We start from the raw sequence: 18,613 nt of genomic DNA, 5'->3' as shown, positions 1-18,613 counted from the left end.
TGGGGGAAGCGCGAAGTCAGTGCGTCGGCGCGCGCCACTCGTAGCGGCCGACGCCATCCTCATCGGTCCAGAGCGGGACCGCCCGGCCGATGACGGAGCTTGCGGGGATGGGTCCGAAATAGCGCCCGTCGAGGCTGTCGCGGACCTCCCAATTCAGGAGGAAGATTTCGCCGGGAGCGATGACGCGGCAGCCCCGCCAGATGGGGAGTTCGCGGCCGATCCGGTCGCGCTCCAGCGCCTCGGCCATCTCGATCCCGTCAACCGTGATCGTGCGGCCGGCGCGGCAAACCCGCTGCCCTGGCAGACCGACGACGCGCTTCAACAGCGGCACGCCGCGCCCGACATAGCCGCGCGCGACCATGAAGGCGGCGAGCGGTTCGGGTGGCATGACCGCGACAAGATCGGGCACCTCGATCCGGTCGGCCGGCTCGACGGTGTAGAAGCCGACCGGCGCGCTGGCGGTTGCGTTCCAGATGAGTTTCGTCGGCGTCTCGACGGCGCTTGCGGCGGCAACGCCCATTGCGGCTAGGATCGTCACCGCGAGATAGCGGCGGCGCGTCATGGCTCGATCCTCCGACGCCCGATCCATGCCGCATGTCGTTCCGGCGTGTAGGCGGCCGGCTCTAGATTGGCGGTCAGACGGTTGTGTGCGTGCCGCCAGTAGTCCGGCGACACGTCTGCCGGATCGAGGCCCAAGGCTTCCACGGCGTCGATAGCGGCAAGCGCGCGCTGAACCTTTGGCCAGCCGTCGAGACGCAATAGAATGTCGCCGCCAGGTCGGACGAGCGGCAATGTCTGGAATGGCTCGCCGCGCCCGATGGCGCGTGCAATGTCGATGCGGGAAATGATCGTGCCATGTTCGCCGTTCGCCCACCGGACGAAGGCAAAGATGCTTTCCGGCGCGAAGCCGACGACGCTGCGGCGGCGGTCGATGATCTGCTCGTAGCTCTTGCGGCCGAAGCGTATCCAGTGCTCGATCTTGCGCTTCTCGAAAGTCAGCTCGACAAGCGTGGTGAAGGGCGCGGGTCCGTCCGGCAGCGGACGGCCGTGCGCGCTGCGATGGGCGCGGCGGGTCATGGCTCGGCTCTCCGGGCAGAACCGGCACCTGTCGTTTTTCCAGGTTTCGTGAATCGGCGTGAGAGCGGACGTGAGTCCGAACAATGGCTTGCGCGCATAGATGTGGTTCCATGTTTGTGAACTGACCCCAAAATGTGCTAGGTTTGCGTACCGACTCGTTTCGCAAATGGAGGTGCATTTGCGGCGCATTCCGCTGAGCCATCGGTCGCATGTGATCGGCTTCCAGCCCTTGGAAACGGGCGTGGCGGAGCATGAGAGTTCGCTGGAGCGGGACTTCGTGACGCTCGCGAGTTTCATGGATGCGAGCGCGGTGGTGACGGCCCAGCCGGCAACGATCCGATTCGAGCATGAGGGTCGCCAGCGGCGGTACACGCCGGACTTTCGCGTGGATTGGAGCGATGGCCGTTGCGAGATCGTCGAGATCAAGTACCGGGCTGATCTGCGCGCGGGCTGGAGGCGCTTTCGGCCTGCCTTCGCCGCCGCCCGATCATGGGCGGGCAGCAACGGAGCACGTTTCCGCATCGCGACCGAGCGCGGCGTTCGCGGACCGCAACTCGATGCGGCGAAGCGATTGCTGCCGCTCAGGACTGCGCCGATCGACACGGCGCTGGCGGAACGTGCGCTTGCCCATGTGCGCGACAATGCGGTGAGCTTCGCCGATCTGGTCGGTATGCTGCCCGCCTCGCGTGAAGCAGGACTTGCCGTAGTGTGGCGATTGATCGCGCGGGGTGCGCTTGTCGTCGATCTGGCCGCACCGATCACGGCGCAGACACGGGTGATGTCGCGATGAGCGCGCCCGATCTCTCCATGGTCGATGCCTCTGCCTGGGACGAAGCGCGGCGCTGCCTGCCGGTGATCCGCCGTCTGGCGGAGAACCCGGCGCGCACCAGAGGCGACGTGGTGGCGGCTGCGGTCGAACTTGGTTGCGGTCCGACGCACGCCTATGCGCTGCTGCGTCGCTATCTCGCCGATGCGCGTCTGACGAGCCTGCTGCCGCGTCGGCGTGGCCCCGAGCGCGGCATCTCGCTGCTCGACGAGCATGTGGACGCCGTCATCCGCGATGTCATCGACACTGTCTATCTGACGCGCCAGCGGCCAAGGATTGCCGATCTGGCTGAAGAAGTGCGGCGGCGCTGCAAAGCGGAAGGCTTGCGGGTTCCGAGCCGCAAGGCGATCACCGCACGCGTGAAGGCGCGTCCTGCCCGTGAGGTCGCCGCCAAGCGTGAGGGCCGCAAGGCCGTTCGCGAGCGGTATCTGCCCGTGGTCGGTTCTCTGGAAGCCCACTGGCCGCTGTCGCTGATCCAGATCGACCACACGCTGGTCGACGTGATCGTGGTCGACAGCGAGACGCGCGCGCCGATCCAGCGGCCCTGGCTCACGCTGGCGATCGACGTGTGTTCGCGATGCGTGGCCGGCTTCCACCTGTCGCTGGAACCGCCGTCCGCAACCTCCGTGGCACTGTGCCTGACGCACGCCGCTCTCTCCAAGGAAAGCTGGCTGGCCGAGCGCGGCATCGATGCGGAATGGCCTGTGCGTGGCATTCCCGAACGCCTGCATCTCGACAACGCGAAGGAGTTCCGGTCCGAGGCGCTGAAGCGGGGCTGCGAGCAGTATGGGATCGCCATCGACTACAGGCCGGTGCGCACGCCGCATTACGGCGGCCATATCGAGCGGCTGATCGGCACGATGATGGGCAAGGTCCATCTGCTGCCCGGCACCACCTTCTCCGACGTGCGGGCTAAGGGCGATCTCAACCCCGAGAAGACGGCAGCGATGACGCTCGACGAGGTTGAGCGCTGGCTGGGATACGCGATCGCCGGCGTTTATCACCGCGATCTGCATCGTGGCCTCGGCATCACGCCGTTGGCGGCGTGGCAGCGCGGCATTGCCGGAGACGGCACGACGCTGGGACGCGGGGAGCCGACTGCCGTTACCGATGCCCGCCGCTTCCTGATCGACTTCCTGCCGATCGCGCGTCGCCGGGTTCGCCGTGACGGGGTGGCGCTGCATTCCATCGCCTATTGGGCGGATGTGCTGGGCACCTGGATCGGCCATCCCGAGCAGATGATCGTGCGCTATGACCCGCGCGATCTCAGCCGGATTTATCTGCTCGGCCCCGACGGCACCTATTACAACCTCAGCTACCGCGACCTGCGGCGGCCGCCGATCAGCCTGTGGGAGCACCGCCTGGCGTTGAAGCGGCTGCGGGACGAAGGCCGGTCGCTGGTCGATGAGGAAGCGATCTTCCGCACGATCGAGGCCATGCGCACCATCGCGGATGGAGCGGTCCGTGCCAGCAAAGCAGCGCGTCGCCAGCGTGAACGGCGTCTGCGGGTCGCTCCCGAAGCCCGTGGCGATCTGCTCCCGGTCGAGCCGGATGAGACTGATCGCTTCCGGCAGATCGGTGCTGACACTCCTCCGCATGAACGCATGTTCCCGGTGGAGGAATGGGAATGAGCGGTGGCTATGCGCATCTACATCCGTCTGTCCGGCACCTGGCCGACGAGGACGCCAGTTCGCGGATACGGCGCATCCGCACGGATCGCTGGATCGGCTACGCACGGGCGGAAGCCGTCCTGGCGGCGCTGGAGGACCTGCTGAGCTTTCCGACGCGGACGCGGATGCCGAACCTGCTGCTGGTCGGACCGACGAACAACGGCAAGACCATGATCGTCGAGAAGTTCCGGCGCGCGCATCCGGGAACGGCCGCCGCCGAGAGCGAGGATGGTCTGGCACTCCTTCCCGTCGTGAAGGTGCAGATGCCGCCCGGTCCTGACGAGGGCCGGTTCTTCGGGGCCATCCTCCATGCGCTCGGAATGCCGTTCAGCCCGCGCGACCGGATCGCCACCAAGCAGGACACGGCGGTCCGTGTCATGCAGGCGATGGGCGCGCGCATGCTGGTGATCGACGAGTTGCACAACGTGTTGTCCGGCTCGGCGATGCAGCAGCGCCGGCTGCTCAACCTGCTGCGCTGGCTCGGCAACGAGTTGCGGATTCCGCTGGTCGGCGTCGGCACGGCAGAGGCGCTGCGCGCGATCCGCAGCGACGACCAACTCGTCAACCGCTTCGAGCCGCATCCGCTGCCATTGTGGGGCGACGACGACGAGTATCGCCGTCTGCTGAGCACGCTGGAAGCCGTGCTGCCGCTGCGCAAGCCGTCCCATCTTGCCGATTCCGCGCTTGCCGGACGCATTCTCTCGGCGTCCGAAGGCGTGCTCGGCGAGATGATCGCCGTCGTCATCCGGGCGGCGGTGCGGGCGGTGGAGACCGGCGCGGAAGCGATCTCCACGCGCATGATCGAGGATACAGGCTTCATTCGTCCCTCCGAGCGTCGTCGTGTCGTGGTCTGATCTGTTCGAGGTGTCGGCGTCCCCGATGCCGGCTCCCGGCCGCATCGGCCTGCCGGGGCATGTCGCCCCGGTCGAAGGCGAGGCGCTGCTGTCCTGGGTGGCGGCGATCTCTGCCGTTCTCGGCATGACGCCGCGCGTCTTCTGCCGCGACGCGCTTCACATCGACGTCCGGCAAAACCCCGGCTGGTGGCGTCGGCCTGCCTCCGTGACCCTTGAGCGGATCGGCAGCCTGACCGGCCTCGATCTCGATCACCTGGCCGGAATGACGCTGGATGGCTGGGCTGCTGCGCCTGGCGACGACGATCCTGACCGGTTCGCCGCGAAGCGCTGGACTGCCGGTGCTGAGGGCAAAAAACGCCTGGCCCGCATGGATGTCTGCGCGCTCTGCCTCGCCGAGGCGCGGCGTCCGCACCTTCGGCTGAACTGGACGCTCGGCTGGACGGGCGCATGCCCTCGTCACGGAACGATGCTGACCAGCCGATGCCCCTCCTGCGGCACAAGGCTGAGGTTGCGCGGGCTGAATGGCTCGGAGCCGATCGACCTGCGCTGCGGGCGCTGCAATGCGACGCTGTCCGATGCGGAGGGAACCCCGGCACATCCTGCCGTGCTCGCCTTGCAGGCCGCGCTCATCGCCGGCAAGCACGGCGGGACGGTGATCCTTCCCGGCATCGGCGCGCTCGACTGGCCCACGGCCATGGCGCTCGCCGACGTGCTGCTCGCCATGGTCTGGACCAGGCGCCCGAAGAACAAACGCGACCATTGGGCGCCACGGCAGCGCGATCGCCTCTTCGCCGCCATCGGCAGCGATATGGGAATGGCCGTGGGCGCGTGGGAACGCATCCCGTGGAAAGAGAATTACGGCGGCCTTTTGCTGTTGGCCTGGCTGTTCGGCGATCTCGATCGCCGCCTGCCAAGGGCCATTGCCACGCTCCGCACGCCGCGCCTCGAAGGGCTTCTCGCTCCCTTCACAGACCTCGATGAACTGACCAGCGACAGCTTGCGCGTAATCCTCTCCGCCGCGCGGACCAGATCGCCGCAGGGACGGCGTGCATGGAAGCCGTGGCTTGACGGGCTCGTCGCCGCCGATCTGCGCGAACAAGCCGGGCGGGAGCGCTACAGGCATCGACGGCAAAGACTGCGGGCGCTGGCCGAACTCAGAGACGGTGCGTCGGTCGAAGCCGTAGCGGCGCTCGTCGGGGTCGATATAAAAACCATCTATCGCTGGCTTCATCGCGGCGCGGCCAACGGTCTTGAAGCCGCGCTCGAACGTCCAACCGGCAAGCCTGCGCTCACCAGTGCTCAGGCCGAAGCTCTGGGAAAATGGATCGCACTCGATCACAGGCACCAGAACCGGCAGGCCGTACTCAAGCGGGCCAGGGAAACCCTTGGCATCGACATCAACGGCGATGCGGCTACCAAGCTGCTGGTGAGACACCGAAAGCCGAAGCGAGGAAAGCGTTGCCGCTTGTGGGCACCCAGATACGGCCCGAGGCGCGGAGCGGGATCTACTCATGATCCGGCTCCCGGTTCGTGAATCCGGTTCGCGTTTCCTGGAGCGAGTTCATGAAACCTCGCCCCGGTTCGCGAAACCTGGCACCCCGACAGCACCACGCATCGCCTGCGTGCGCGTCAAAGAAGAAGAGTTAGATTCTTTGTTAGATTCTTCTATAGAGTCCGGGGCGCGATTTGCGCCTAATGTCCCGATACTGCGTGCGCCTAATGTCCCGATAGGATTCACATGGTTATCAACAGGCACTGTGAATTGTTTTTCGGGGAGGAAGCGCAGCAATTCTCGCCCGTCCTCCAATTCAATTTGGAGGCTGTAGCCGGGCAGCGATTGCCGGGCTGCGATCCGGCGAAGGTCGAGCGCGAAGTCGGACGGCCGCGCCAAGCTGCCGGATTTCTGGTGAAGGTGGGACACCTCGAACGCCCAGCCTTCGGACTGGCGTCCGGCGTGCTTGCGGGCGACGCGATACAGCCAGCGCTCGATGCCGCCAGTCAGCCGGAAATAGGCCGGGTCGATGGTGAGCACCAACGAACGGTCGATGACGCTGTTGTAGAACCATTCGGGCAGGACAAATTCCATGCCCTCGACGCGGCCGGCGCGCGTCGTCATTTCCTCCCACTCGTTGATCCATGAGAATTGCCGCCGCCGCCAATGCTTGCCGTTACGGATGGTGGTGGCGATGACGGTCGATTGCAGCCGCGCCAGCGCGGCTTTGAGCAACAGGTAATCCCGGTTGCCCGTCGCCCGCCCGATGGCGCGTAAGAGCTGATAGGGCATGAAGCGGAAAAAGCGCGACGTGCGGAAGCCGTCGTTCTCGGCCGCGACGATCTGCGAGGCGGCCCATATCAGAACATCGGCGTCCCAAATCGTCGCCATGCCGTGTTCGGGCATGGCGAACACCTGCACCTCTACATCGGCGGCCCGGTAAAGGATCGGCATGGTGCGTGGCCGCTTCGCCAGGGAGAAAAACGGCCGTTCCATCAAATCGCGCTGATCGCGCGGCGCGGCGTCGCCTGTCGCGACTATGAAAGGGTCGAGGCGGCTGCGTTCGCTGCTGTCGGTCGGCTGCGCGGGGCTATGATCGTCGTGCAGCATTCAGAGCTTGCCCCGCTCGTCGGGGGTCAGCGGGCGCGCGGGAAAGACCGTGCCGGCGTTCTTGTCGCGGGTGGATTTGCGGGTGCCGACCGCGCTCCAGGCTTCAAGGTCGCGGACGGTGTAGAGGACGCGGCCGCCGATCTTGCGATAAGCCGGCCCCGTTCCGTAGGTCCGATGTTTCTCTAGGGTGCGGATGGAGATGCCAAGGAAGCGCGCGGCTTCCTGTGTGCGCAACAGGCGCGGTGGCAGCTCCGCATTGCGGCGGATGGCCATAAGATCACCTTCGGTTCGTTGATGTGGTCGCCGAAAACTTCGGCGGGCTGTGGCGAACCTTGGCGGGTGATCGGCGGCACGTAGCGTGCCGCATTTGTGCCTATGCGCTGGCGGCACCCCTTGGGGAGCGCCGGCAAGCTGAAAAGATGATGGATTTCAGCGCGTCATTGCCTGCCGCACCGAATTGGCGAAGACATTCACGCGCGGGTCGGGTAAGACTGAAAGCGGAGCAGACGCGCTGCTCCGGGGCTTAGTAACCCCTGTTGGCGGTTGGTGTCGACCGTGACGACACCACACTCCTTGACCCTATGGTCGGGGAGCCCTTGGCGCATGTTCAGGGCTTCTCGCCTAAAGGCCATGGGGCCGTCCAACACGGTTACTAACTCCTCGATCACCAGGAGTCAGAGAGTCTTGTTTGCGGGGGCGCACCGCAAGCCATTGCTCTCCCAGGATGAAGGGGAATGACGATGCGGGTCGAACTCGATCCCGATGTGGACGACGAAGCACCAACGGGAAACGACATTACGCCTTACGATGAACAGCACCACGTCACCTATTGGCGCCTTCTCGATGCGAAGGCGGAAGGTGCGGATTGGCAGGAAGTCGCGCGAATCGTCCTGCATCGTGATCCGGTTGACGACGAGGCGCGGACGCGACGTTGTTGGGAAAGTCACCTTGCGCGCGCCCAATGGCTTTCCCGCGAAGGCTATCGGCGAATCTTGGAACAAGAGGTCGCGGCCGGGCGCTGACCGTTGCCGGCGCTTCACTCGGCGGGCGGCTTGATCGGATAATGCAGCAACAGGCGGTAGCCGCCTCGCATCATTTTCAGGCCATGCGCGACCAATCGCCGGGCCTGGTTCTTGCGGGGATCGACTTCCCAATCCTCCTTGGTCCCGCGAAAGCCGAGCAGCACTTCGGCGATGGTGCGATAGCTCTCGCCCCGCAACCGGGCGTCGAGCGCGCGCAGGGACAGGATATGAAACTGTCGAAGCTGCGCCGGCATTGTGCGAAAATCTGGACCGGGCGAGCGCCCCTTGATCGAACGCCAAAGCCTCCGCGCGGCGTGAACTCGCAGGTCATAAAAGTCGTCCATCGGCAGGAACGACCCGTAGAAGGCGGGCGCGTCGGGCACGGCCTGGGGCAGCCAGAATTGATGCGTGACGCCCCCGACATGCCAGATGCCATGCCATCCGTCAGCCGCGTGCCGGAGGTCGAGGCCGGACAGATGCGCCAGCGTCACGATCGGCTCCGTCGCCCCTTCACGATGCTGCACCGGAGACAGTTGAATGGCTCGCGGCTGAAGGCTCGGAATCCAGAACAGGGATTGCCGGTCAGGCGGGGTTTCGGGATCGCATGGGAAATCGCAAACCCCATCGCTGGGAGAATGTCTCCAGTTCGTCCGCCGGCAGCTCCTTCACGCGCGAAATGTTCTGGAAGTCGCGATGATATTCCTCATGGCGGCGAAGATATTCCCAGGCGAAACCGGACGGGGGAATAGCTTTCGCGTGGCCGTAAGCCCCCGGCACACGCCAATCAATACGCAACATGGCGTTACCTCCCTATGCCGGGCGGCGCAGGGCAACGCCCGGATAGAGAGTTTGCGAAACTGTCTCTACTAAAGGTATATAGAATTAAATGGAACGTTGTTCGTTTCGAGCGAACATTGATAGGTATATTTCCATTAAACATGCTGTCCTGATTCGTCTATTTAGACGAATCAGGATTCCACTTGCTGGCATTCTTTGTCGAATAGATTTGCCCGCGATATGAGCAAAGCCATTCGAGCCTCAGTAGTTGGAAAAGACATGCACCTCGTTGCGTGCGGTTTCCACCGTAAAGAACTCGCCGTTCATTTCGGCGTCACGCGCCATTGCCTCCCAATTAATATAGTAGCGAAGGGCATCGGGAATCGTGACGCTCTCGGCAGTCAGTTCTTCCATGTAGTCGGCAAGGCTGGCGTGCTGTCCATGGTAGCAGTCCTGCAAGGCGGCTTCGGCTTGGTCGATGTCGCCGACGAACTGCTTCAGCAAGCCCGCGCCTAGCGCGCCGTACTCGGCGATGAAAGCGCCCATCCGTGCGACGCTCTCAATGCTGGCATATTCCCTGATGGTGACGCCTTCAAAGCCCTCATAGTCGTGGATGGCGTATTCCTCCGCGCCCGTGATCGGCGAACGCGCGAGCATGGCGGAAATCTCTTTCCTGATCTCGTCGGCGTCCTGATCCGCGTCGATCCAGACACCATGCAGATAGCCGTTGTTGTAGGCTGCAAGGCAGGCGACATAGATGCGGGGATTGCTGTCGGCTGCGCTGGTCATGTCTCTCTTCCTTCGGGTTTGGGGTTCAGAGCAGCGAAGCGCCGCTCCTGAACCCTTGCCCGTCGGCGAGACCGGGGTAGTAAGGTGCCAGACAACTCTTTGGCACCGTGGAATAAATGGAGAGGACCCGCTTGCGGGGAGCAGGCCGTTTATGCCGCGAAAGGTCGGAGAGTTTTCTTGCGCCGCGCGAGGGCAGCGCCCTTAGCAATCCTTCCCGTGTCGATCAGATGTGACGCGGCGGCAGCCGCGCTGGCCCGGAGGCGAACGCGCTTTGACATTGCGCTGTAGAGAGCCGGAGGGCCGCCAGTGAACAAAGCCCGGCGCTTTAGCGCCGGGTCAATTTGCGCCGCGTGGTATCGGTAAGACGTCAACCTCTTGAACAGCCACTCAACTGAACTAAATCATGAATGCCGGCCGCCCATTTGGGGGTCGGCGTGTCGAGCGGATGCAATAGTATCCGGCGGCAGAACAACTTGTACCCATGTTGCTCAATGGAGGATGTGGCTATGAGAACCACTTTCGACTTTACTCCCCTGTTCCGGTCGAGCATCGGCTTCGACCGAATGCTGAACGCGCTCGAAGCTGCGAGCCGCGTCGAGAGCATCGACAACTGGCCTCCTTATGACATCGCCAAGCTTGGCGAGGACGACTACCGCATCACCATGGCGGTGGCCGGCTTCTCGCAGGACGAGCTGACCATCACCCAGGAGCAGAACATGCTCATGGTGTCGGGTCAGAAGCCGGGCGAGGATAACAGCCAGTATCTGCATCGCGGCATTGCCTGGCGCGCTTTCCAGCGCCGCTTCGAACTAGCCGACCATGTCAAGGTCGCAGGCGCGAGCCTCGTCAATGGTCTGCTGACGATCGATCTCAAGCGCGAGATTCCCGAAGAGATGAAGCCGCGCCGGATCGAGATTACAGCCGGCAAGGCGCTGCCCAAGGTCGAGACAAGGCAGATCGAGGCCGAGAAGCTGGCGGCCTGAGGCCGCTCCCTCAGCGCAATTCGCGCACGGCGCCGGGCACTCCCCGGCGCCGTCGGGAAAGCATTGTCAATCGAACGAACAGAAAGGAGAAGAACAATGAGTGTCCGTGATCTGATCCCCTGGGGCCGCAGCAACGGCAATCAGGTTCCCAGTGTCTTGCGCGATGGCGATCGTGATCCGTTCCTCTCGCTGCATCGCGAGGTGAATCGGCTGTTCGACGACGTCTTCCGCGGCTTCGGCTCGAACCTGCCCTCTCTCGTGGGAGCTTCCGCCTTCAGCGGCGGCTGGCCGAACGTGGAGATCTCCGACGGCGAGAAAGAGATCAAGGTGACCGCCGAAATGCCAGGCCTGGAAGAGAAGGACATTGAAGTCCTGCTCGACGACGGCGTGCTGACCTTGAAGGGCGAGAAGCGCTCCGAGACGGAGGACAAGGACCGACAGTTCTCCGAGCGCTTCTATGGCCGCTTCGAGCGCCGCATCCCGCTCGGCTACGAGGTCAAGGACGACCAGGTCGACGCGCGGTTCAAAAACGGCGTTCTGACCGTGACCTTGCCCAAGAGCGAAAAGGCGCAGTCGCAGGTCAAGCGCATCGCCATCAAGAGTTGACGCATGGCAGGCACCGGCGGCGGGCCATCTGGCCGCCGTCGGCTGCATCCTTCGCCAGAGAGGGAGGGATGAACAATGGAGATGACGAGACAGATCAACAGATCAACTGGAAATTCAATTCCGCAGGGGTGGCCGTCGAACGACAACCGGCACAAGGCCCTTTCGATGGGGCGCTCGGTCTTCCCGGATGACGCGGTTGCGCGCATCTACAAGCCGTCCCGCGCGGTGACGACCTCCGGTAGGGCCCGCACGAAGGGCTGGCGGCTGGTCTTCGAGCGGCGCACCGCGCCCTTCATCGAGCCGCTGATGGGCTATACGGGCGGCGGCGATACGCTGGCCCAGGTCGAGCTCAGCTTCCCGACATTGCAATCGGCCATCCGCTACGCCGAGCGGCAGGGTCTGACCTATGTGGTCCAGCCACCGACCGGGCAGACGACTGGCAATGGCCGCAGCCAGCGCGTTGATGAGAAGCCTGCGTATGTCGGAAAGTCAACGCACGCTTTCTCGGACGCGACGCTCGACCGGCTCGGGCTCGCCGCCCTTCGGGAGACCTACGGGCGTGCGCTCGACGGCGTGGCGAACCGCAACGACCCGTCCGGTCCTGAAAGCTGGACGACGCCCATGAACGTGGTCAGCGATCCGACGCTGACGCTGGAGGCGAAGCGCGCGATCCTGATGAACTGGGCCTGGACCGAGTACCTGATCGACCAGGCCACCAACGAAGGCATGCCCGAGAACGACCGGCCGTCGCGCCTCGACGAGGTCGAGCAGGCGCTGCTCGCGCTTGAACGCGAGGTTGCTGATGATCGGGATGATTCAGGCACACGAAAGGCAGCATGAGGTGCAGCGATGGATACGCATGTCGTTTTCGATTGCCAGAAGGTTCTGCCTGTTGATTTCCGCGTAGAACTGTCCCTGGATTTTCACCGAGAATTGACCCGGGGTGGTGGTGGTCTCAGGTCAGGTCGAGGTCAAGTTTCGGAACTTCTCCTTTGAGGGTTTCGGTGGCTTTGCCGAGCTGGTCTTGAAGCGGAAGCTGTCGTTGCCAGTCTCGATGATATGGCAGTGGTGCGTGAGCCGGTCGAGCAGGGCGGTTGTCATCTTGGCGTCACCGAAGACGTTGGCCCATTCGGAGAAGCTGAGATTGGTGGTGATGACCACGCTGGTGCGCTCATAGAGCTTGCTCAGCAGGTGGAAGAGCAGGGCGCCGCCGGAGCTGCTGAACGGCAGATAGCCGAGCTCGTCAAGGACGACGAGATCGGCGTGAACGAGTCGGCTGGCGATCTGGCCGGCCTTTCCCTGCGCCTTCTCCTGCTCGAGGGCGTTGACGAGCTCGACGGTGGAGAAGAAGCGGACCCGCCTGTGATGATGCTCGACGGCGTGGACGCCAAGAGCCGTGGCGATGTGGGTCTTGCCGGTGCCCGGCCCTCCGATCAGGACGACGTTGTGCGCGTCGTCGAGGAACTCGCAGCGATGGAGCTGGCGCACGAGCGCCTCGTTGACCTCGCTGCTGGTGAAGTCGAAGCCGGCGAGGTCGCGATAGGCCGGGAAGCGCGCGGCCTTGAGCTGGTAGGCGGTCGATCGCACCTCCCGCTCGGCGGTCTCGGCCTTCAGGAGTTGCGAGAGGATCGGCATGGCAGCCTCGAAGGCGGGAGACCCCTGTTCGGTGAGTTCGGCGACGGCTTGCGCCATGCCGTGCATCTTGAGGCTTCTCAGCATGATGACGATGGCTCCGCTGGCCGGATCATGACGCATGGCGTGCCTCCCTGGCTCGACGCAGGGCGTCATAGCGTTCCACATTGGCCTGAGGCTCGGTGGTCAGCGTGAGAGAGGCAGGAGCCAGGATGGGTGGCGTGCTCAGCGGCGTGCCGTCGATCAGCCGGTGCAGCAGGTTGAGGATGTGGGTCTTGGTCGGCACGCCGGCCTTGAGAGCGAGTTCGACAGCCTCGAGCACGACCTGCTCGTCATGCTGGAGGACCAGGGACAAGATCTCCACCATCTCGCGGTCACCGCCTGGCCGCTTGAGCAGATGCTGCTGCAGGGACCGGAAGGCCGGCGGCATCTCGGCGAAGGGGGCGCCGTTGCGCAGGGCGCCGGGCTTGCGCTGGACCACGGCTAGATAATGGCGCCAGTCATAGACGGTCCGGCTCTGGCGATCATGGGAGCGCGCGAACACCCTTTGATGCTCGCAGATCACCTGTCCCTCGGCGACGACGACGATCCGGTCGGGATAGACCCGCAGGCTCACCGGGCGGTTGGCGAAGGAGGCCGGCACGCTGTAGCGATTGCGCTCGAGGTGGACGAGGCAGGTCGGGGAAACGCGCTTGGCGTGTTCGACGAAGCCGTCGAACGGCCGCGGCATCGGCATCAGGTGGCGGATCTCCTCAGCCCACACATCGGCGATCGAGCCGGGTTGCGCGCCGTGGGGACGTTCGGCATGGGTTGCCACAGCCGATGGCGGGCATCCTGTACGTTCTTCTCGATCTGCCCCTTCTCCCAACCGGAGGCTGGATTGCAGAACTCCGCCTCGAACAGGAAGTGGCTCACCATGGCTGAGAAGCGGATATTGACCTGGCGCTCTTTGCCCCGGCCGACCTTGTCGACCGCCGTCTTCATGTTGTCGTAGATGCCTCGCCGCGGCACGCCGCCCAGCACCCGGAAGGCGTGGTTGTGGGCATCGAACAGCATCTCGTGGGTCTGCAGTAGGTAGGCTCGCAGCGTGAAGGCGCGGCTGTAGGACAACTTCAAATGAGCGACTTGGAGCTTGGTGCGCTCGCCGGCGATGATTGCCCAGTCCTCCGACCAATCAAACTGGAACGCTTCACCCGGGACGAAAGCCAAAGGCACGAAAGTGCCACGGCCGCTGGTCTGCTGTTCGCGCAACCGCGCGGCCTTCCAGTCCCGGGCAAACGCCGCGACCCGATTGTACGACCCCCCATAGCCCAGCGTCACCAAATCGGCGTGCAACTGCTTAACCGTGCGCTTGTGCTTGCGCGACTTGCCGCCCTCGACCCGCAGCATCGCTGCGAGCTTGTCGGCATAGGGATCAAGTTTGCTCGGCCGGTCAGGAGCCTGAAACTGTGGCTCAATGCTGTTCGCCCGCAGGTACTTGCGCACGGTGTTCCGTGAGAGGCCGCTACGACGGGATATCTCTCGGATCGAGAGGTGATCCCGATAGTGCCAGCGTCGGATGACGCTCAATAACTCCATGTCGATCACTCCGCTGTCCCCCGCGTAGGCCGCGTGAGACGTGGTGAAAACATGGGTCACTTCTCGATGGAAAATCCGCTCTGGACTGGGTCAGTTCTCAGTGGAAATTAACACATACACTTCCATGGAAGATTGATCAGTCCATGAGAGCCGCTCGTTTAGTGAGCGCGAACGCAAGTTTGATCGTCGCGCGGGACAACGGCGAACTTTAGCGATCGAAACGCTCGTCAACAAGACGTCGGAAGTCTATCTTGCTTCGGGACTGATGCGTCACATTAGTAACACACTCTCTCAGCGCGTTCAGTCGCGACATTCGGGTGCGGCGTGCGCATCACACCAAATGCGCCAAATAACGCCGATTGCCCTCTAGTGACGCGATAACCGCCAAAGCTGTGCTTAACGCAAAACTACTAGTGGAGGTTGGACGGTTGTCCACCTTGCGCTGTTTCAATGTTGGCTCGCACGTTCTTCGGAGTTGACGGCATGTTTTCCTTTCGAGGGATTAGGTGGTGTGGACGGATTGCCGCATGTCGCTTGGGGGGGATTCCTCTGACGCGGATTGTCTGATTCATGGTAAGCGTGCATCGACGGCTACGGCGTCGGCGGCTTGACGGTGGTCAGGCCGGGTTGGGCCGTAGGTTCCAGGGCGTGAGTTCGCCGATGCGGTTGATCGGGTAGTCGGCGATGCGGTCCAGCAGCACGCGCAGATACGCCTGCGGATCCCAGCCGTTCAGCTCCGCGGTGCCGACCAGGGTGTAGATGATCGCGGCACGCCTACCGCCCTCGAGCGATCCGGCGAACAGGTAGTTCTTCCGTCCAAGGGCGAGCGGGCGCATGCGCCGCTCAGCGGCGTTGTTGTGCAGGCAGGCACGGCCGTCGCGCAGTACCGTCGTCAGCGCGCCCCACTGTGCCAGCGTGTAGCGGATGGCCTTGGCGAGGTCCGACTTGCCGGAGATCCGCCGCAGCGTCGCCTCCAGCCAGGCGTGCAGGTCAGCCATCACCGGCGCCGAGCGGGCCTGGCGGGCGGTGAGGCGCGCCGCCGGCGGCTGGCCGTGGATCTCCGCCTCGATGGCGAACAGCGGCTGCATGCGCTCGATCGCCTCGCGCGCCAGCGGGCTGCCATTGGCCAGCAACTCGTCGTGGAAGTAGCGCCGCGCGTGCGTCCAGCACGCCGCCTCGACTGGCTGGTCTCCAGGGGATCGTGGCCCCTTCCGGCCATGAGCTGATCATCTATCATTTCAGATTGCGAATAATCCCATGATCCGGGTCGAAGTTCACCCCCTGAAACAAGCCGTCGTTACCACCATGCGTACGTGCCATCGGTCACGCTCCTGTCGGCGATTGGGCTGCTGCCGGCCGGCGCCGCCGCCCAGTATACTGGCGGCGAGCGGCTGTTCTGCCAACGCTGCGGCGGCGATGCAGCCGGCAGGAAGGATAAGACGTTGGGCGACGAATACGTGAGTTCCGGGCGCTGATCGGTCGCCCGAGTCGGGGCTCCAGTGTTTGAAACGGTGCTCGAGAAACCGCTCAAAGTGAACTTCGCCTAAATCCTGAGGATCATGGATCCGTCGAAAGAGGCATTTGGACTGCATTGTCGCTTTAGAACGAACCCCCAACCGGTCTTGAAGAAGCCTCAGTGCTGGCGAAGCTATTTCGCACTGTGCACCTTGCCGTCCGTTCCGCCGACATGTGGAATTGGAAACCAGGAGCCGTCCGCCGGAATTTTAGCTCGCTCGAACAGTCCGTCCCTTGCGGCCTCCATCCGCCGCTTGGTGGCGGTCAGGTCGATACCGGACATCTGTCCGTGCTGTTTCATGAAGCGGCCGGCAACCATAACGGTTACGACATTGCCCGGACTCGCGGCCTCGACCACTGCACCGACGGCATAGTTCAACGGGAACATGTTCGGTGACGCGGTCTCGATGACGATCAGGTCGGCCTGCTTGCCGGGCGTCAGTGAGCCGACTTTGTTCTCCAGCCCGCAGGCGCGGGCGCCGTCGATCGTGGCGAATTCGAGAATCTGGCGGCTTGTGACGATGGGCCGGTCGCGGACCTCGTCATTGTCCAGCGCCTGCACATTCACCAGCGCCCGCGCATTGCCCATCATCGCCCGCATTGCGCTAAACATGTCGCCGCCGATGGATGTCGTCACGTCGATCGAAATCGTCGGGCGCAAGCCGGCGCGCAGGGCCCGCATCGTCACGGGCCAGCCGTGGCCCATGTTCAATTCGACCTCGGGCGAGGAGGATACGTAGCCGCCGCTGGCCGCGATCATGTCGAGTTCTTCGTCGGCCAGCGTGCAGCAATGCACGTAGACGGTCTCGGGATAGAGCAGGTCGCGGCTGCGTAACTGGTCGACCGGCCGCCTCTTGCCCCAATGCCCGCTGCCGGCATGGACGGTGATCCGGAGACCGAGCTCATGGGCCGTGAGGAAATCGAATTCGGCCACGTCCAGCGTCGTGTATTGTGGGCCGCGCGCGGCAAAGGCCATTGTCATCAGACCATCGTCGCACGAGAAATACCGCTGCCTGATCCGCTTCACGTCCTCGAAATCCGTCCGCCTCTCGCTGACCGGAATCCATTCGGCGTTGGAGTTGCCGTAGCCGTAGACGGCGCGGATGCCCGAATCCATCAGACCGATCACGGAGGCGTCGGAGTGGTCGGGGCTGTTGTTGTTGTGCGACCAGTCGTAGAGCGTGGTGATGCCGGCATGCAGGCATTCGACCGCGCCGCAATAGTTGGCTACATACATGTCGTCGGCCGTGTAGTGGTATCCCATCACACCGCGGACGCCGCCGAAATACTGGCCCAGGCTCCAGTCCACGGCGGTGTTGCGCAGCAGGCACTGCCAGGTATGGCGGTGCGTGTCGATAAAGCCCGGAAGGATGATTTGGTCCGTACAGTCGATGACGTTGGCGACGGGTGCGTCGATTTTCGGACGCACGGCTGCGATCTTGCCGTCCTCCACCAGAACGTCGCAATTGCGCATGTCCCCCAGCGCGGGGTCCATCGTGATCACCGTGGCATTGCGAAAGAGAATTGGTCTTGTCAACGATTGGGCCTCCCCGGCAAGAAAACGCACTGTGGCAACCGGGTAGCGCGCCCCGTTTGCCGCGACGCATGTTGGACGTTCGCCGTGCGGGACAATAATGCCGTTTCGGTATTTTGCTAATACCGCGCGCCCCTATCGCACAGGGGCATTGGATTGATCGCAATTCAGTCTTTCCGCGCCTTTTCAGACATCTGTATCGATCTGGAGAGTTTTACCATCGAACACTGGAAGGATGCGTCAATGAGCACAGCAATGGCGCCGAGCATCACCGCAGCGACCCCGGACACCTATCGCGATGTCCTTTTTGAGGTGAAGGACAACGTTGCCTGGATCACGATCAACCGCCCGCGCTTCCGCAACGCATTCCGCGAGCAGAGCTTGGACGAGATGATCCACGCCCTGTCGACGACGCGCGAGGATCCGACTATCTGCTGCGCCGTCATCACCGGAGCCGGCGCCGAGGCCTTTTCGGCCGGCGGCGACTTCACGGCCATGATGAAGCTCAACCGCCAGAACGCCCATATGTGGAACGACCGCATGCTCGGGCTGGCGATGACGATCCGTGGCCTGTCGATCCCGGTTATTGCCATGGTCAATGGCTACTGCATGGGCGGCGGCCACGAGCTTGCCCTGTGGTGCGATCTGGTCATCGCGTCTGAAAACGCGGTCTTCGGTCAGACCGGAGCCAAGGTCGGCGCCTGCCCGACCGTCGGCGCTACCCAGTACATCCCGCGCATCATTGGCGAGCGCTTGGCTCGCGAGATGATCTTCCTGGCCCGCACCTTCACCGCTGCGGAGGCCGTTCAGATCGGTCTGATCAACAAAGTTGTGCCGCAGGACAAGCTGAAGGCAGAGACGCTGGCCTGGTGCGAGAAGATCAAGGGCCATTCATCGCAGACGCTGCGTGCGACCAAGAAGTCGCTCAACCACGAGTCCGACACGCTCTACGCATCCTGGCAGCAGGGCATGGAGTTGCTGGCGAACATCTGGGGCACCGATGAGAGCATCGAAGGCATGCAGGCCTTCCTCGACAAGCGCAAGCCCGATTTCATGAAGTTCCGGAAGCAGAACAAGGAGGCGCTCGATCGCTACCTGTCGGACTTCGCGAACGACCGCAACCAGCGCGCAGGCGCCTGAGTAGGCCT

19 protein-coding genes and 2 pseudogenes are annotated in these 18,613 nt (G+C 63.7%); 10 read left to right on the top strand and 11 right to left on the bottom strand.

Translation table 11 applies throughout. The annotated features are described in order from the left end of the window. Positions 1-16: 16 nt before the first annotated feature. Together KIO76_RS09450 and KIO76_RS09445 are read right to left on the bottom strand one after the other, a co-directional pair. The gene (locus tag KIO76_RS09450; protein WP_213322906.1) at positions 17-562 is read right to left on the bottom strand and encodes a S26 family signal peptidase; all 546 of its coding nucleotides are present in this window, start codon (positions 560-562) and stop codon (positions 17-19) included. Beyond that, positions 559-1,077: a DUF2840 domain-containing protein gene (locus KIO76_RS09445; RefSeq protein WP_213322904.1), complete on the bottom strand. Its 519-nt coding sequence runs from the start codon at positions 1,075-1,077 to the stop codon at positions 559-561. Before KIO76_RS09445 ends, KIO76_RS09450 begins: the two co-directional genes overlap by 4 nt. Before the next feature lie 178 nt (positions 1,078-1,255). On the opposite strand from KIO76_RS09445, the gene KIO76_RS09440 reads away from it, so the two are divergent. Genes KIO76_RS09440 through KIO76_RS09425 form a run of 4 tightly spaced genes read left to right on the top strand, consistent with a single transcriptional unit; the run spans position 1,256 to position 5,961 of the window. Next, on the top strand, positions 1,256-1,867 hold the full coding sequence (locus tag KIO76_RS09440; protein ID WP_249729551.1) for a TnsA endonuclease N-terminal domain-containing protein: 612 nt from the start codon (positions 1,256-1,258) through the stop codon (positions 1,865-1,867). Further along, complete coding sequence (locus KIO76_RS09435) at positions 1,864-3,534, top strand: TnsB C-terminal domain-containing protein (protein WP_213322902.1); 1,671 nt, start codon at positions 1,864-1,866, stop codon at positions 3,532-3,534. The genes KIO76_RS09440 and KIO76_RS09435 overlap by 4 nt, the downstream gene beginning before the upstream one ends. Then, complete coding sequence (locus tag KIO76_RS09430; RefSeq protein ID WP_249729550.1) at positions 3,531-4,427, top strand: TniB family NTP-binding protein; 897 nt, start codon at positions 3,531-3,533, stop codon at positions 4,425-4,427. Before KIO76_RS09435 ends, KIO76_RS09430 begins: the two co-directional genes overlap by 4 nt. Continuing rightward, on the top strand, positions 4,414-5,961 hold the full coding sequence (locus KIO76_RS09425; RefSeq protein ID WP_213322900.1) for a TniQ family protein: 1,548 nt from the start codon (positions 4,414-4,416) through the stop codon (positions 5,959-5,961). The genes KIO76_RS09430 and KIO76_RS09425 overlap by 14 nt, the downstream gene beginning before the upstream one ends. A gap of 27 nt (positions 5,962-5,988) precedes the next feature. Here KIO76_RS09425 and KIO76_RS09420 read toward each other — a convergent pair whose 3' ends face one another. Together KIO76_RS09420 and KIO76_RS09415 are read right to left on the bottom strand one after the other, a co-directional pair. Then, positions 5,989-7,029: a replication initiator protein A gene (locus tag KIO76_RS09420; protein WP_213322899.1), complete on the bottom strand. Its 1,041-nt coding sequence runs from the start codon at positions 7,027-7,029 to the stop codon at positions 5,989-5,991. After that, complete coding sequence (locus KIO76_RS09415) at positions 7,030-7,302, bottom strand: helix-turn-helix transcriptional regulator (protein ID WP_138143912.1); 273 nt, start codon at positions 7,300-7,302, stop codon at positions 7,030-7,032. A gap of 461 nt (positions 7,303-7,763) precedes the next feature. Here KIO76_RS09415 and KIO76_RS09410 point away from each other — a divergent pair, with 461 nt between their 5' ends. Continuing rightward, positions 7,764-8,051: a DNA -binding domain-containing protein gene (locus KIO76_RS09410; RefSeq protein ID WP_213322897.1), complete on the top strand. Its 288-nt coding sequence runs from the start codon at positions 7,764-7,766 to the stop codon at positions 8,049-8,051. A 14-nt stretch (positions 8,052-8,065) separates the two neighbouring features. Here KIO76_RS09410 and KIO76_RS09405 read toward each other — a convergent pair whose 3' ends face one another. From KIO76_RS09405 to KIO76_RS09395, 3 genes are all read right to left on the bottom strand, one after another. Further along, positions 8,066-8,542: a DUF2285 domain-containing protein gene (locus tag KIO76_RS09405; protein WP_291977675.1), complete on the bottom strand. Its 477-nt coding sequence runs from the start codon at positions 8,540-8,542 to the stop codon at positions 8,066-8,068. A gap of 91 nt (positions 8,543-8,633) precedes the next feature. Beyond that, entirely contained in the window at positions 8,634-8,849 is a 216-nt protein-coding gene (locus KIO76_RS09400) for a transcriptional regulator domain-containing protein (protein WP_213322895.1), read from the bottom strand. Positions 8,850-9,089: 240 nt separating this feature from the next. Beyond that, the gene (locus KIO76_RS09395; RefSeq protein WP_213322894.1) at positions 9,090-9,617 is read right to left on the bottom strand and encodes an antirestriction protein ArdA; all 528 of its coding nucleotides are present in this window, start codon (positions 9,615-9,617) and stop codon (positions 9,090-9,092) included. 506 nt (positions 9,618-10,123) lie between these two features. On the opposite strand from KIO76_RS09395, the gene KIO76_RS09390 reads away from it, so the two are divergent. The 3 genes from KIO76_RS09390 to KIO76_RS09380 all read left to right on the top strand — a co-directional run bounded on the left by KIO76_RS09390 (position 10,124) and on the right by KIO76_RS09380 (position 12,046). Continuing rightward, complete coding sequence (locus KIO76_RS09390) at positions 10,124-10,600, top strand: Hsp20 family protein (RefSeq protein ID WP_192281448.1); 477 nt, start codon at positions 10,124-10,126, stop codon at positions 10,598-10,600. 96 nt (positions 10,601-10,696) lie between these two features. Continuing rightward, positions 10,697-11,206 (top strand): Hsp20/alpha crystallin family protein, encoded by a 510-nt coding sequence (locus tag KIO76_RS09385; protein WP_213322893.1) that lies wholly within the window; start codon positions 10,697-10,699, stop codon positions 11,204-11,206. A gap of 75 nt (positions 11,207-11,281) precedes the next feature. After that, positions 11,282-12,046 carry an ETC complex I subunit gene (locus tag KIO76_RS09380; RefSeq protein WP_213322892.1) on the top strand — a complete coding sequence of 255 codons (765 nt, stop codon included), beginning with the start codon at positions 11,282-11,284 and terminating at the stop codon, positions 12,044-12,046. Between the two features lie 120 nt (positions 12,047-12,166). On the opposite strand, the gene istB is transcribed toward KIO76_RS09380, so the two are convergent. The 3 genes and pseudogenes from istB to KIO76_RS09365 all read right to left on the bottom strand — a co-directional run. Next, complete coding sequence (istB, locus tag KIO76_RS09375) at positions 12,167-12,961, bottom strand: IS21-like element helper ATPase IstB (protein WP_213322890.1); 795 nt, start codon at positions 12,959-12,961, stop codon at positions 12,167-12,169. Next, positions 12,951-14,416: pseudogene (gene istA, locus KIO76_RS09370) on the bottom strand (IS21 family transposase). The gene istB and the pseudogene istA overlap by 11 nt, the downstream one beginning before the upstream one ends. Positions 14,417-15,033: 617 nt before the next feature. Further along, positions 15,034-15,591, bottom strand: a pseudogene (locus KIO76_RS09365) (IS66 family transposase); the annotation flags it as partial. Between the two features lie 138 nt (positions 15,592-15,729). Here KIO76_RS09365 and KIO76_RS09360 point away from each other — a divergent pair. Continuing rightward, positions 15,730-15,891, top strand: a complete 162-nt coding sequence (locus tag KIO76_RS09360; RefSeq protein WP_213322888.1) for a hypothetical protein — start codon at positions 15,730-15,732, stop codon at positions 15,889-15,891. Positions 15,892-16,064: 173 nt separating this feature from the next. On the opposite strand, the gene KIO76_RS09355 is transcribed toward KIO76_RS09360, so the two are convergent. Next, on the bottom strand, positions 16,065-17,498 hold the full coding sequence (locus KIO76_RS09355) for an amidohydrolase family protein (protein ID WP_213322886.1): 1,434 nt from the start codon (positions 17,496-17,498) through the stop codon (positions 16,065-16,067). Positions 17,499-17,708: 210 nt separating this feature from the next. On the opposite strand from KIO76_RS09355, the gene KIO76_RS09350 reads away from it, so the two are divergent. Beyond that, complete coding sequence (locus tag KIO76_RS09350) at positions 17,709-18,605, top strand: enoyl-CoA hydratase-related protein (protein ID WP_213322884.1); 897 nt, start codon at positions 17,709-17,711, stop codon at positions 18,603-18,605. Positions 18,606-18,613: the final 8 nt, after the last annotated feature.

This window comes from Chelatococcus sp. YT9, from assembly GCF_018398315.1.
Classification (GTDB): Bacteria; Pseudomonadota; Alphaproteobacteria; order Rhizobiales; family Beijerinckiaceae; genus Chelatococcus.
The sequence above is the reverse complement of the archived record's forward strand: the minus strand, read 5'-3'. Positions and strand labels throughout refer to the sequence as shown.